The sequence below is a fragment of the Saccharopolyspora sp. NPDC045839 genome (assembly GCF_056431645.1).
In genome coordinates this window covers 16876-30338 of the sequence record NZ_JBWKKH010000025.1, presented here as the reverse complement: position 1 = coordinate 30338, position 13463 = coordinate 16876, and the positions used below count along the sequence as shown (strand labels likewise).

14 protein-coding genes are annotated in these 13463 nt (G+C 70.0%); 6 read left to right on the top strand and 8 right to left on the bottom strand.

Translation table 11 applies throughout. From position 1 onward, the window contains the following. Window positions 1-149 precede the first annotated feature (149 nt). The 5 genes from rplI to AC07EQ_RS29125 all read right to left on the bottom strand — a co-directional run bounded on the left by rplI (window position 150) and on the right by AC07EQ_RS29125 (window position 3020). Window positions 150-602 (bottom strand): 50S ribosomal protein L9, encoded by a 453-nt coding sequence (gene rplI / locus AC07EQ_RS29145; RefSeq protein ID WP_132481853.1) that lies wholly within the window; start codon window positions 600-602, stop codon window positions 150-152. Between the two features lie 18 nt (window positions 603-620). Beyond that, window positions 621-857 (bottom strand): 30S ribosomal protein S18, encoded by a 237-nt coding sequence (gene rpsR / locus AC07EQ_RS29140; RefSeq protein ID WP_093151213.1) that lies wholly within the window; start codon window positions 855-857, stop codon window positions 621-623. Window positions 858-902: 45 nt separating this feature from the next. Further along, the gene (locus AC07EQ_RS29135; protein ID WP_093263833.1) at window positions 903-1385 is read right to left on the bottom strand and encodes a single-stranded DNA-binding protein; all 483 of its coding nucleotides are present in this window, start codon (window positions 1383-1385) and stop codon (window positions 903-905) included. Window positions 1386-1427: 42 nt separating this feature from the next. Beyond that, window positions 1428-1778 (bottom strand): 30S ribosomal protein S6, encoded by a 351-nt coding sequence (gene rpsF / locus AC07EQ_RS29130; RefSeq protein ID WP_010312877.1) that lies wholly within the window; start codon window positions 1776-1778, stop codon window positions 1428-1430. A gap of 303 nt (window positions 1779-2081) precedes the next feature. After that, complete coding sequence (locus AC07EQ_RS29125; protein ID WP_478391070.1) at window positions 2082-3020, bottom strand: hypothetical protein; 939 nt, start codon at window positions 3018-3020, stop codon at window positions 2082-2084. Window positions 3021-3189: 169 nt separating this feature from the next. Between AC07EQ_RS29125 and AC07EQ_RS29120 the strand changes: the two genes are divergently transcribed. After that, complete coding sequence (locus tag AC07EQ_RS29120) at window positions 3190-3957, top strand: deoxyribonuclease IV (protein ID WP_478391069.1); 768 nt, start codon at window positions 3190-3192, stop codon at window positions 3955-3957. 32 nt (window positions 3958-3989) lie between these two features. Beyond that, the gene (locus tag AC07EQ_RS29115) at window positions 3990-5345 is read left to right on the top strand and encodes a glycosyltransferase family 87 protein (RefSeq protein ID WP_478391068.1); all 1356 of its coding nucleotides are present in this window, start codon (window positions 3990-3992) and stop codon (window positions 5343-5345) included. Here the strand turns inward: AC07EQ_RS29115 and AC07EQ_RS29110 are convergent. After that, complete coding sequence (locus AC07EQ_RS29110; protein ID WP_478391067.1) at window positions 5314-6279, bottom strand: helix-turn-helix transcriptional regulator; 966 nt, start codon at window positions 6277-6279, stop codon at window positions 5314-5316. The genes AC07EQ_RS29115 and AC07EQ_RS29110 overlap by 32 nt on opposite strands. Before the next feature lie 84 nt (window positions 6280-6363). On the opposite strand from AC07EQ_RS29110, the gene AC07EQ_RS29105 reads away from it, so the two are divergent. Next, entirely contained in the window at window positions 6364-6762 is a 399-nt protein-coding gene (locus AC07EQ_RS29105; protein WP_478391066.1) for a DUF3224 domain-containing protein, read from the top strand. 105 nt (window positions 6763-6867) lie between these two features. On the opposite strand, the gene AC07EQ_RS29100 is transcribed toward AC07EQ_RS29105, so the two are convergent. Then, window positions 6868-8712, bottom strand: coding sequence for an acyl-CoA dehydrogenase (locus tag AC07EQ_RS29100; RefSeq protein WP_478391065.1), 1845 nt, complete (start codon window positions 8710-8712; stop codon window positions 6868-6870). Between the two features lie 258 nt (window positions 8713-8970). Between AC07EQ_RS29100 and AC07EQ_RS29095 the strand changes: the two genes are divergently transcribed. Both AC07EQ_RS29095 and AC07EQ_RS29090 read left to right on the top strand, forming a co-directional pair. Next, entirely contained in the window at window positions 8971-9927 is a 957-nt protein-coding gene (locus tag AC07EQ_RS29095; protein ID WP_478391064.1) for an ATP-binding cassette domain-containing protein, read from the top strand. A gap of 136 nt (window positions 9928-10063) precedes the next feature. Next, window positions 10064-10864, top strand: coding sequence for an ABC transporter permease (locus AC07EQ_RS29090; RefSeq protein ID WP_478391063.1), 801 nt, complete (start codon window positions 10064-10066; stop codon window positions 10862-10864). Here AC07EQ_RS29090 and AC07EQ_RS29085 read toward each other — a convergent pair whose 3' ends face one another. Further along, window positions 10865-11794 carry a nucleoside hydrolase gene (locus AC07EQ_RS29085; RefSeq protein WP_478391062.1) on the bottom strand — a complete coding sequence of 310 codons (930 nt, stop codon included), beginning with the start codon at window positions 11792-11794 and terminating at the stop codon, window positions 10865-10867. It lies immediately after the preceding gene. 158 nt (window positions 11795-11952) lie between these two features. On the opposite strand from AC07EQ_RS29085, the gene AC07EQ_RS29080 reads away from it, so the two are divergent. Continuing rightward, entirely contained in the window at window positions 11953-13341 is a 1389-nt protein-coding gene (locus AC07EQ_RS29080) for an MFS transporter (RefSeq protein WP_478391061.1), read from the top strand. Window positions 13342-13463 lie beyond the last annotated feature (122 nt).

Genomic DNA, 13463 nt, shown 5'->3' with positions numbered 1-13463 from the left:
CGGTGTGTCGCTCTCGTCGGCGTGTCGGGACTCGGCGGGGCTCGGCCACCGCCGTGACAACCGGTGCGCGCACCGAACGCAGCATCGTCCACCCGTCACACGAATGCCGGAGTGGACGATGCCGCGTTGTGGAAACCGGTACTACCGGGTCACTGCTCGCCGGCGACCTGGACGCTGACGTTGGCCGTCACGTCCGGGTGCAGCTGCACGTCGACGACGTGCTTGCCGAGCGACTTGATGTGGCCGCGCAGCTCGACGGAGCGCTTGTCCAGGTTCGGGCCACCGGCCTTGCGGACCGCGGCGACGATGTCGCCGCTGGTGATCGAGCCGAACAGCTTGCCCTGCGAGGACACCTTCGCGGTCAGAGTGACCGCGCCGAGGTCCTTCAGCTGCTGCTTGAGCTCGTGGGCGTGCTCCAGGTTGCGCACCCGGCGGTTCTCCTGCACGCGGCGGATCGTTTCGATCTGCTTCTGCGCGCCCTTGGTGGCCACGATGGCCAGGCTGCGGGGCAGCAGGTAGTTGCGCGCGTAACCGTCCTTGACCTCGACGATGTCGCCAGACTCGCCGAGACCGGTCACGTCAGCAGTGAGGATGATCTTCACGACGTGTCTCCTTCCGGGTCAGCGAGCGGTCGAGGTGTAGGGCAGCAGGGCCATCTCGCGGGCGTTCTTCACCGCGATGGCGACGTCGCGCTGGTGCTGGCTGCAGTTGCCGGTCACGCGACGGGCACGGATCTTGCCGCGGTCGGAGATGTACTTCCGCAGCAGCGTCGTGTCCTTGTAGTCGATCTGCGCCGCCTTGTCCTTGCAGAACACGCAGACCTTCTTCTTCGGCTTGCGCACGGGCGCCTTGGCCATCGGTCTTCCTCCTGAGCGAAAACTTCGTAAGCGTTGCTGCGCCGTTTAGAACGGCGGCTCGTCGCTGAACCCACCACCGGAGCCGGCGGGCGGCGCGGAACCCCACGGGTCGTCGGCCGGGGGACCGGACGGGCCCCCGCCACCGCTGAAGCCACTGCCACCGCGGCTGACCTTGTTCACCTTGGCGGTCGCGTAGCGCAGGGACGGCCCGATCTCATCGACCTCGAGCTCGACGACCGTGCGCTTCTCGCCTTCCTTCGTTTCGAAGGAACGCTGCCGCAGCCTGCCCTGCACGACCACCCGCATGCCGCGGGTCAGCGACTCGGCCACGTTCTCCGCGGCCTGCCGCCAGATGTTGCAGCGCAGGAACAGGGCCTCGCCGTCCTTCCACTCGCCGGACTGGCGATCGAAGGTCCGGGGCGTGGACGCGACCGTGAAGTTCGCGACCGCGGCACCGGAAGGCGTGAACCGCAGCTCCGGGTCGGCGGTCAGGTTGCCGACCACCGTGATTACCGTTTCACCAGCCATGACCTGGGGACTCCAGTCTGGTCGTTAGCGGAATCGGGCCGGTCAGGCGGACGCCTGAGCGGCGCGGGCCTTGGCGGCGCGCGCGGCCTTGCGGGGCTCGACGATCTTGCGGATGACCTTCGTCCGCAGGATCGACTCGTTGAGGTTCAGCTGCCGGTCCAGTTCTTTGATGGTGGCCGGCTCGCTGTTGAGGTCCAGGACGACGTAGATGCCCTCGGCGTTCTTCTCGATCTCGAACGAGAGACGCCGGCGGCCCCAGACGTCGACCTTCTCGACGGTGCCACCGTCGTTGCGGACAACGTTGAGGAAGTTCTCCAGGGACGGAGCGACGGTGCGCTCGTCCAGGCTCGGGTCCAGGATGACCATGAGCTCGTAGTGACGCATGAAGACCATTCACCTCCTGTGGACTCACGGCCACGGGCTTTCCGTGGCAGGAGGGTCGTTCGCGTCGACGAACTGAACAAGGCTAGCAAGCGGCACCGACACCCCCGCCATCACCCCGCCCCACCCCCGCCGACGTTCGTGGTTCCGCAATTTCAATGGAAATCGAAGATCCGATTTCCATTGAAATTGCGGAAGTTGTCCACAGCCGTCGGCGTGTCGGGGTGCGACACGCCGGTGTCCCGCAGTTTCAGTTGAAACCGCGGGACACCGGGTGGGGCCGAGGGAGGCTCGGGGCCGGGGGGAGGCTCGGGGTCAGTGGCGGCGGAGGACCCAGCTGCGGACGAGGGTCGCCGTGACCACCGCCAGCGAGATCGCGGCGAGCAGCACCGGGGCCGCCACCCGCTCCGTCACCTCCGTCGGCAACGCCTCCGCCTTGCCCGCGGCGCGGATCTCCTCCTGCTGCTCACGTGCCTTCTGCTGCTCCTGGGACTGCCTCTGGAGGTCGCCGATGTCCGGCGTCAGGCCCGGCACCTGGCCGTAGCGGGCCTGCGCCCACGGCAGCGAGCCGCCTTGGAGGTCCCGCAGGCTGGGCGGCAGGACGCTGAGCGCTCCCGGTGCCCCGCCGCTGGGCGTCAGGGCCGGTGGCGGCGTCGTGGGCGGCGGCAGGCTGGGGCTCGGCGGCGCCGGGTTCGTGCTGGGCGGCGGCTTCGGCGTCGGCTTGGGCTGCTCGGGCGTCGGCTGCTGCGTGGTCGGCGGCGGTTCGACGGCGGGCTTCGCGACCTTCACCGTGAGGGCGTTGCCGAGGCTGACGAGGTTCGTGAAGTGCCAGGTGACCGCGTCGACCTTCTTCTCGGGCAGGCCGATCTCGGCGAGCCGGGGTGCGGCGGCCTCGGCGATGTCCTTGCCGGAGTAGAAGGTGCGGCCTTCCCGCGCGGGCCCGAGCGGGATCGGCGTCAGGGCGGCGAACTTCTTGGCGGCGTCGTCGGCCGGGCCGAAGGCCAGCGGCATGGCGAGCAGCACGGCCTCGCGGACCTTGAAGTCGAGCGTGGACGGCGCGATGGTGATCTGCTGGCCGGGTTCCGCGTCGACGATGGCCAGGGGCTGGTCGACGATCAGCGGGTCGGCCGCGTAGGCGGCGCCGGCGCCGAGGAAGGTGCTCGCGGTGATCGCTAAGCCGACCAGCCCCGCGGACACGCTCCGGCCGAGCGCGTTCGGCCGGACCAGCGGATTGGGTTTCCCCCGTGCTCCCATGTCTCGTCTCCCCACGGCCGTGCGAATGCCGATCACTCTCTCAAGATTAATAACGCCCGGACACCGCCATTGGTGACGGCCCCGGGGAAAACCCGTGGCTTCCCGCGCTGTGGGACCGGGCCGTTCACGCCGCCGGGAGGCGGTCCGGTCGGCCGCCTAGACTTCGGGTATGCGTATCGGCGCCCACGTTCGCGATGATGACCCGTTGGCCGCCGCCGCCGAGCGCGGCGCGGAGGTCGTGCAGTTCTTCCTGTCGGACCCGCAGGGCTGGAAGGCCCCGAAGCCGCATCCGCAGGCGGAGCAGTTGCGCGACAGCGACGTCGAGGTGTTCATCCACTCGCCGTACGTGATCAACGTGGCCTCGCTGAACAACCGGATCCGGATCCCGTCCCGCAAGGCCGTGGCGCAGCAGGCGACGGCGGCGGCCGCGGTGGGCGCGACGGGCCTGATCGTGCACGGCGGGCACGTGACCAAGGACGATGCCCCGGCCGAGGGTGTGTCGAACTGGCGGAAGCTGTTCGAGCGGCAGGCCGCTGACGGCGGTTTCGACGTGCCGATCCTGATCGAGAACACCGCGGGCGGCGCCAACGCGATGGCGCGGCGGTTCGATGCGCTGGCGCGGTTGTGGGATGCGGTCGGCGAGTTCGGGGCGGGTTTCTGCCTGGACACCTGCCACGCGCACGCCGCGGGCGAGGAGCTGCTGGACATCGTCGACCGGGTGAAGGCGATCACCGGGCGGATCGATCTGGTGCACCTCAACGATTCGCGGGACGAGTTCGGCTCCTCGCGGGACCGGCACGCCAACATCGGCGCGGGCAACATCGATCCGGATCTGCTGGTCGCGGTGTGCGCGAGCGCCGGGGCGCCGGTGGTGGTGGAGACGCCGGACGAGGGCCAGGCCGACGACATCGCGTTCCTCCGCGGCAAGGTCGCCTGAACGCATCGACTTCTTCGCGGTATCGAACGGGAGTGATCGGCATCGGCGTCAAGACGGCCCGCAGGTTAACGATCTCCGGCTTGGTCGCGCTGTGCATGTTCACCGCGTTGGCGTTGGCGCTGGGGTATGCCAACAAGGCGCGTTGCACCGGCCCGCTCTTCGACGAGTCGGGGCGTTCGGAGCCCGCGTACCAGGAGCGGGCGTACGGCGACGTGTGCTACTCCGACATCCAGAACCTGTGGATCGGCCGGGACATCGACCGGCACGTCTTCCCCTACGTGCACGGCGGGATCGAGCCCGACGGGACGTTGTACGGCGGCGTGGTCGAGTACCCGGTGCTGACCGGCGTGCTGATCTGGGTGGGCGCGTTGTTCGCCGACACGGACGCGGGATTCCTGGCCTCGTCGGCGTTGTTGATGGCGCCGTTCGGGTTGGCCGTCGCGTGGTGGCTGGGCCGGTTGAGCGGCTGGCGGGCGCTGTTGTGGGCGTTGAGCCCGCCGCTGGTGCTCTACGCCTTCCACAACTGGGATCTGCCGGTGGTGGCGTGCGCGGTGGCCGCGGTGTTCGTCGTGCACCGGTGGACGTCGGTGTCGTTGCGCCGGCGGGCGACGGCGGCCGCGGTGCTGCTGGGCTTGGGTTTCGCGCTGAAGCTGTACCCGGCGCTTTTCGTGCTGCCGCTGGCGTTGTACGTGCTGACCGAGGGCCGCGACGAGCGGCGGTTCGACGTGCGCGGCGCGCTGCAGGTGGTGGGGGCCGCGGTCGGGACGGCGGTGCTGGCGAACGTGCCGTTCATGCTGGCCGGGTTCGGCGGCTGGTTGGCGTCGTTCGACTTCCAGTCCCGGCGGCAGGTGGACATCAGCACGAACTCGATCTGGTACTGGGGTTTCCGGCATTGGACCGAGTACGAGGGTTTCCAGTCGGCGATGGGCGTGGTGTCGCCGCTGCTGATGCTGTTGTCGTTCGCGGTGGCTTGCGCGGTCGGCTGGTTGCGCTACGAGCGCACCGGGACGTATCCCTGGATCCAGGTGTCGGCGGCGATGTTGTGCGGTTTCCTGTTGCTGCACAAGGTGCATTCGCCGCAGTACACGTTGTGGCTGCTGCCGTTCTTCGTGCTGGTGGCGGTGCGCTGGGGCTGGATCGTGGCGTACCTGGTGGCGGACCTGGCGATGGGCATCAGCATCTTCCGCTGGTTCTACCTGAACATGGCGGGCGAACCGAACGGCATCCACGACGGTTTCACGTCGCAGGCGCTGATGATCGGCGTCTGGGGCCGGGCGGCGCTGCTGGTGGGCCTGTTCGTGGCGTTCCTCGCCGCGCGCTCCACTGTGGACGATTTCCGCCCGGTGCGGAGCGCGTTCAGGTTGCGTAGCGAGTCGCCAGCGCGGTAACGGCTTCGGCGACCGCGGCGCGGAGTTCGGGCGGGCCGAGCACCTCGGCTTCGGCGCCGAGGCGGAGCACGTCGTGGACGGCGACGTCCTGCCGTTCGACGAGCAGGTCGACCTCCACCCAGCCGTGCTCGTCGGGCGGCCCGGCGGCGGCGAGGGCGCCGGTGCCGAGGGAGCCGAACTTCGCGGGCAGCAGTTTCTGCGCGAGCGGCGAGATCCGCAGGCGCGCTGTTCCGCGGTACATCTCGGCTTCCATGCGCCGGGCGGATTCCGCCCAGCTGGCGGCGAGGTCGAAGCCCGCGGGCCGGGCGAAGGCGCCCGGGGTGATCTCCGCGGCCAGGAAGCGGGAGATCCGGTAGGTGCGGATGGCTTCGCCGGCCTGGGCCACGAGGTACCAGATCCCGCCTTTCAGGACGATGCCCAGCGGGTTGAGCTCTCGGTGCACCTCGCCGCGCCAGCGGCGGTAGTGCACGCGCAGGACGCGTTGTTCCCACACCGCCTGGGCGATCTCGGCCAGGTGCGGCACGTCGTCGGCGTCCCGGAACCAGCCCTTCGCATCGAGGTGGAACCGGTCCTGGATGCGGCGGGCCCGCTCGGCCAGTTCGACGGGCAGCGCGGCTTGGACCTTCAGCTGCGCGGTGGCCAGGACCGCGCCGAGGCCGAGTTCCCGGGCCGGTCCGGGCGCGCCGGCGAGGAAGAGGGAGTCGGCTTCGGCGTCGGTGAGGCCGGTCAGCCGGGTGCGGTAGCCGTCCATCAGGCGGTAGCCGCCGTCGGGTCCGCGGTCGGCGCAGACCGGGATGCCGGCCGCGCCGAGGGCCTCGATGTCGCGGTAGACGGTGCGGACCGACACCTCCAGCGCCTCGGCGAGTTCGGTCGCGGTCATCCGGCCGCGGTTCTGCAGCAGCAGGAGCACGGAGAGGAGCCGGTCGGCGCGCATGGGCCGGATTCTGCCCGGTGTACCTGACAGGAGATGTCAGGTACGGCGTTCAGGCTGGTCGCAAGACCGATCGAAGGGATGTCCATGACCACCGGCAGTTTCACCGTCGTCCGCTGGGACGAGAGCGTCATCGGCGACGGCGAGCAGCACCCGAAGCTCGCGCGCGCCGCGATCACCAACAAGTTCACCGGTGGCATCGAGGCGGCCGAGGTCGCCTGCGAGTACACCCTCGTGTACAGCACCGAGCTGACCGGTTCGTTCACCGGGATGCAGCTGATCCGCGGGACGCTGGACGGGCGCGAGGGCGCCTTCGCCATCGAGGAGCGCGGTCACTTCGGCGGCGACGGCTCGATCCACTCGACCTTCGAGGTGGTGCCGGACTCGGGCTCCGGCGAGCTGTCCGGGCTGCGCGGAACCGGCCGCTACACGGCCACCAGCGGCGAGCTCACGGTGCCCTACACCTTCGACTACACCTCGGACTGAGCCCAAGTCCACTTAGGACGAAGGGGTGCAGTTTCAATTGAAACTGCACCCCGAGGTGCCCTGGGAGTCCGCAGTTTCAATTGAAACTGCGGTCCACCCGGCGCGTCAGAAGACGGACTCGTCCAGCTCCATCAGGGAGTTGTCCGCCGCCTCGATGATCTTGCGGCGACCGGTGAGCTCCGGCAGCACGTTCTTGGCGAAGAACCGGGCCACCGCCACCTTGCCCTGGTAGAACGGCTGGTCCTTGGCCGAGGCGCCCGCGTCCAGCGCCGCGAGGGCGATCTCGGCCTGGCGCAGCAGCAGCCAGCCGATCAGCACGTCGCCCATGCTCATCAGGAACGACACCGCGTGCTGACCGACCTTGTAGATGTTCTTGACGTCCTCCTGCGAGGAGGTCAGGAACTCGATCAGCGTGCCGAGCATGCCCTGGGCGTCCTGCAGCGCCCGGGCGACCAGCGCGCGCTCCTCCTTGAGCCGCTCGTCGGCGCCCTCGGCCTCCAGCGTCGCCTGGATCTCGGCGGCGATGTGGCCGAGCGCGGCGCCGTTGTTGCGGACGATCTTGCGGAAGAAGAAGTCCTGGGCCTGGATCGCGGTGGTGCCCTCGTACAGGCTGTCGATCTTGGAGTCGCGGATGTACTGCTCGATCGGGTAGTCCTGCAGGAAGCCGGAGCCGCCGAGGGTTTGCAGCGACAGGGTCAGCATCTCGTAGGCCCGCTCCGAGCCGACGCCCTTGACGATGGGCAGCAGCAGGTCGTTGACCTGCTCGGCGACGCTGAAGTCGGTGCCATCGTGCTGGCCCTGGAAGACCTGGTCCTGGAAGGTCGCGGTGTAGAGGTAGACCGAGCGCAGGCCTTCGGCGTAGGCCTTCTGCAGCATCAGGATGCGGCGCACGTCCGGGTGATTGGTGATGGCCACGCGCGGCGCGGTCTTGTCGGCGGCCCTGGTCAGGTCGGCGCCCTGCACGCGCTCCTTGGCGTAGTCCAGCGCGTTGAGGTAGCCGGTGGACAGGGTGCCGATGGCCTTGGTGCCGACCATCATCCGGGCGTACTCGATGACCTGGAACATCTGCGCGATGCCGTCGTGCACCTCGCCGAGCAGCCAGCCCTTGGCCGGTACGCCGTGCTGGCCGAAGGTCAGCTCGCAGGTGGCCGAGGCGTTCAGGCCCATCTTGTGCTCGACGTTGGTGACGAAGGCGCCGTTGCGCTCGCCTGCCTCGCCGGTGGTGCCGTCGAAGTGGAACTTGGGCACCAGGAACAGGCTCAGGCCCTTGGTGCCGGGCTTGGCCTCGATGCCGGGACCTTCGGGGCGGGCCAGCACCAGGTGCATGATGTTCTCGGTCATGTCCTGGTCGGCGGAGGTGATGAACCGCTTCACGCCGTCCAGGTGCCAGGAGCCGTCCTCCTGCTTGATGGCCTTGGTGCGGCCGGCGCCGACGTCGGAGCCCGCGTCCGGCTCGGTGAGCACCATGGTGGCGCCCCAGCCGCGCTCGATCATCAGCTCGGCCCAGCGGCGCTGCTCCTCGGTGCCGTTGCGCCACAGGATCGTCGCGAAGTTCGGGCCCGCCATGTACATGTAGATGGCCGGGTTGGCGCCGAGCATGAGTTCGGCGGCGGACCAGATGACGCTGGGCGGGGTGCCGTAGCCGCCGAGCTCGTCCGGCAGGCTCAGCCGCCACCATTCGCCGTCCATGACCTGCTGGTAGGACTTCTTGAACGCCTCGGGCAGCGTCACCGAGTGGGTGGCCGGGTCGAATTTGGCGGGAGTGCGGTCGCCTTCGACGAAGGAGTCGGCCAGCGGTCCGGTGGCCAGCTCGTTGAGTTCGCTGAGCACGCCCCGCACGGTGTCCTCGTCGGACTGCTCGAAGGCGCCCTTGCCCAGCCGTTCCTGCACCTTGAAGACCTCGAAGAGGTTGAACTCCAGGTCTCGGACGTTGCTCTTGTAGTGGCCCATCGAAGGCTCCCTCTTGCGCGCTGGTGCGGGCGGGCCCGGCCCGGCCCTTACTCGTCGGTAACAAGAGGGTATTACCTGACGGTAACTTCTGCCAAGCGGCCTTCCGGACGGCTTCCCCGAATCGGGCCGCGACCAGGGGCGTTCCGACGGAAAAATCCCGTTCACGGGCGATCGATCGCCTGAAAGCAGCAGCGGTGTGCCGGACCGGACACTTAGAGTTGCGCTCACATTCCGGCGACTATCCCAGCGGAGGTCCCGATGACGGCGGTGCGCGCGGAAGCCCTGGTGAAGACCTTCGGCGCGAACCGCGCGCTCGACGGCGTGGACCTGGAGATCCCGACCGGCCAGGTGCTCGGCCTGCTCGGACCCAACGGCGCGGGCAAGACCACCGCCGTGCGGATCCTCACCACGCTGCTCAAGCCGGACTCCGGGCGGGCCTTCGTGGCCGGGCACGACGTGCTCGCCGACCCGCAGGCGGTCCGCCGCTCGATCGGCCTGTCCGGGCAGTACGCGGCGGTCGACGAGAACCTCACCGGCTACGAGAACCTCTACATGGTCGGCCGGCTGTACGGCATGACCCGCGCCGACGCGAGCGCGCGAGCCCGGCGGCTGCTGGACCGGTTCCGCCTGCAGGAGGCCGCCGACCGGCCGTCGAAGGGCTACTCCGGCGGCATGCGGCGACGGCTCGACCTGGCCGGCGCGCTGGTCGCCGCCCCGGCCGTCGTGGTGCTCGACGAGCCCACCACCGGCCTGGACCCGCGCGGCCGGATGGACACCTGGCAGGTCATCGGCGAACTCGTCGCCGACGGCACCACCGTCCTGCTGACCACGCAGTACCTGGAGGAGGCCGACCAGCTGGCCGACAGCATCGCGGTGATCGACCGCGGCCGGGTGATCGCCAGCGGCACCGCCGACGAGCTCAAGTCGGAGGTCGGCGGCGAGCGCCTCGAACTGGTCGTGCAGGACGCGGCCGACCTGCCGGTCGTCGCGCGGGTGCTCGGCGAGGTCGGCGCCGGGGAGCCGGAGGTCGAGGAGCACCTGCGGAAGGCGTTCGTCGCCGTGGACAGCGGGCCGAAGTCGCTGATCGAGGCGCTGCGCCGGCTGGACGCCGAAGACGTCGCGGTGCACGACGTCGCGCTGCACCGGCCGACCCTGGACGACGTGTTCCTGGGCCTGACCGGCCGCCGCACCGAGGAGCAGGAGGGGCAGCCATGAGCAGCCCTGTGTCAACCCCGGTCCTGCTCAACCGCGCCTCAGGGGAACGTGACGCGAACCAGCCACAAGAAACCGCGAAACGCGAGATCGAGCCGGACGCAACCACAACTGTGAAGCGCGGAGAGGCGGAACGGGCATGAGCGCGCTCGCCACCAGCATCCGCGACAGCAGCGTCGTCGCGTGGCGGAACCTGGTGAACATCAAGCGCAACCCGGACTGGCTGCTGTCCAGCACCGCGCAGCCGATCATGTTCGTGCTGCTGTTCGCCTACGTCTTCGGCGGCAGCCTCGGCGGCGAGGCGTACCGGGAGTTCCTGATCGGCGGGATCTTCGTGCAGACCGTCGCGTTCAACAGCGCGTTCACCGTGATCGGGCTGGCCAACGACCTGAACAAGGGCATCGTGGACCGGTTCCGGTCGCTGCCGATGTCGCGGATCGCGGTGCTGCTGGGCCGCACCTCGTCGGACCTCGTGATCAGCGTGCTGACCGTGGTCATCATGTCGGTGTGCGGGCTGCTGGTGGGCTGGCGGATCCGCGGCAGCCTGTTCGAAGCGCTGCTCGCGTTCTTCATCCTGCTGCTGTTCTCGTTCGCGATGTCCTGGGTCGGTGCGTTCATCGGGCTGATCTCGCGCAGCGTCGAGGTGGCGCAGAGCGCGGGGCTGCTCTGGCTGTTCCCGGTCACCTTCGTCTCGTCGGCGTTCGTGCCGGCGGAGGCGATGCCCGCGCCGCTGCGCGCCTTCGCGGAGTGGAACCCGATCACCGTCACCGCGGACGCGCTGCGTCGGCTCTACGGCAACCCGCTGCGGGTCACCGGCCCGCCGCCGGACAGCTGGCCGGCGCAGCACGCGGTGCTCTACTCGATCGGATCCGCGCTGGTCATCCTGGCGATCTTCATGCCGCTCGCGGTCGCCCGCTACCGCCGCGTCGCCAGCCGCTGACTAGTCCACCAGGCCCGTGAGGAACTCCGCGACGAGGCCGTCGCGGTCGATCTCGGCCGCCACGTCGACCAGCGGGCCGTCCGGCTTGGCGAACTCGCGGCGGTCGACGACGAGCATGCCGCGGGTGCGCTCGCCGCGGAGCTCCACCCGGACCGGGGCCTTCTCGCAGCGCGCGAGATCGGGCCGCACCGCGAGCACGGCGGCGCTCGGGTCGTGCAGCGGGCAGCCGGGCCTGGCGTGCCTGCCGCGGTAGAACTGCAGGTAGTGCTGGAGGATCGCGTGCGCGAACTCGGCCTTGCGGCCGGGCGCCGCGGCGATCCGGTCCACATCGGGCTGGTCGAGCCAGGTGCGCATCGTGACGTCCAGGCCGACCAGCGTCAGCGGCCAGCCCGCGCCGAGCACCAGCGCGGCGGCCTCCGGGTCGTGCCAGATGTTGGCCTCGGCGAACGGGCCGATGTTGCCGGGTTCCCGCGTCGTGCCGCCCATGACGACCACGTTGCGCACGAGTTCCGGCAGCCGCGGTTCGAGCAGCAGCGCCAGCGCCAGGTTCGTCAGCGGCCCGGTGGCCACGACGGTGCACTCGCCTGGCAGCTCCCGCGCGAGCCGGACGAGCTGCTCGGCCGCCGACACCGGCTCGGGGCGAAGCTCGGGTACGGGGCTCGCGTGTCCGCCGAGGCCGTCCTCGCCGTGCACGAGCGCGGAGATGTCCAGCGGTTGCGCCAGCGGGCGCTGCGCGCCGACGGCGACCGGGATGTCCCGCCGACCGGCGACGTCGAGCACCTGCAGGGCGTTGGCGGCGGCAGCGTCGGCCGGCGCGTTGCCGTGCACCGTGCCGACCGCGACGAGCTCGACGTCGTCCCGGCCCAGGAGGAACAGCGTCGCGAGCGCGTCGTCGATCCCGTAGTCGCCATCAAAGATGATCTTGGCCAAGTCGCCACCTCACTCTGGTCAAATCGCGGCAATCGTTATCCGCACAGTTGGATCTAGTTCTATCAGCTGTTTCAACAAAAAGTTAGGCGAATTATTGACGTTATGGTGACCGATGCCTACCTTCTACGGAAATCGATTCCATCACTACGGGAGTGATCATGGTCGGGTCCGTCGTGGATCGGCCCGCGGCAACGCGGCAACGCACCGGGCTGGTGCTCACAGCGCTGATCATCGGTGTGGTGAGCTTCCAGCTCAACGCCACCATGGTCACCCCGGCCATGCCGGACATCGCCCGCACCCTGGGCACCACCACCGACCTGGTCGGCCTGTCGCAGACCATGTTCCTGCTGATCGGCGGGCTCGCGGGCGTCGTGCTGTCGCGGCTGAGCGACCACGTCGGGCGGCGCAAGGTCCTGGTGATCTCGTTGCTGGTGATGTCCGCAGGCTCGCTGATCGCGATGCTCGCGCCGAACATCGGCGTGCTGATCGCGGCCCGGGTGCTGCAGGGCGCGTCCGGCGCGACGTTCCAGCTCACCTACCTGATCCTGCGCGACGTCCTGTCGCCGAAGCAGTTCGGCCATGCCCTCGGCCTCGTCACCGCGATCAACGGCGGCGTCGGCGGCCTCGACGGGCTGGCCGGCGGCGCGCTGGCCGACACCGTCGGCTTCCGCGCGGTGTTCGCGGTGATCCTCGGCCTGGGCGTGATCGCCGCGCTGATGGCGGGCAGGTTCGTGCCCGAGACCCACGCCGGCACCGGCGGCCGGATGGACTGGGCCGGTGCGGTCGCGCTGACCGGCGCGCTCGCGGCCCTCAACCTCGGCATCAGCCAGGGCAACGACCAGGGCTGGCTCAGCCCGCTCGCGCTCGGCCTGCTGATCGGCGGCGCCGTGCTGCTGGCCGTGTTCTGGCGGGTCGAGAACCGCGTCGGCGAGCCGCTGATGGCCGCCCGCCACCTGCGGTCCCGGCAGGTGTGGCCGCTGGTGGCGACCACGCTGCTCGCCCTCACCGGCGTCTTCTGCGCGATCAACTTCACCGTCGTGCTGCTCAGCCAGGACGAGCAGCTCGGCTACGGCATGAACGCGACCCTGTCGGCCCTGATGTTCCTGGCGCCGCCCGCGGTGATCGGGCTCGCGTCCGGGCCGTTGGCCGGCTGGCTCGCGCCGCGCGTCGGCTGGCGGCTGGTGCTGCGCGTGGGGCTCGCGCTGAGCATCGCCTCGCTGGTCTTCGCCGCGGCCTTCGCCGACTCGCGGTGGCTGGTCTTCGCCGCGTTCATCGGGCTCGGCATCGGTTACAACGGCCTGGTCATGACGACGCTCAGCGGGCTCGGCGTGGTGCTCTCGCCGAAGGAGAGCCCCGGGGCGCTGCCCGGCATGAACGGCGCGGCGTTCGGCATCGGCGCCTCGCTGGGCATCGGCATCGTCGCGCCGACCGTCGACGGCGGCGACTACCACACGGCGCTGTGGATCTCGGTGGCCGTGACGGCGCTGGCGCTGGTCGCGTCGTTCCTGATCAAGCCCCGGTCGACGACCGAAGGCGAGAACGTCTAGCCGGCAGACGTCGGCGGGGGGGGGGGGTGGGGGGGGGGGGGGGGGGGGGGGGGGGGGGCGGGGTGGGGGGGGGGGGGGGGGGGGGGGGGAGCGGGGGGGGGGGGTAGGAGAGAGAGGGGGGA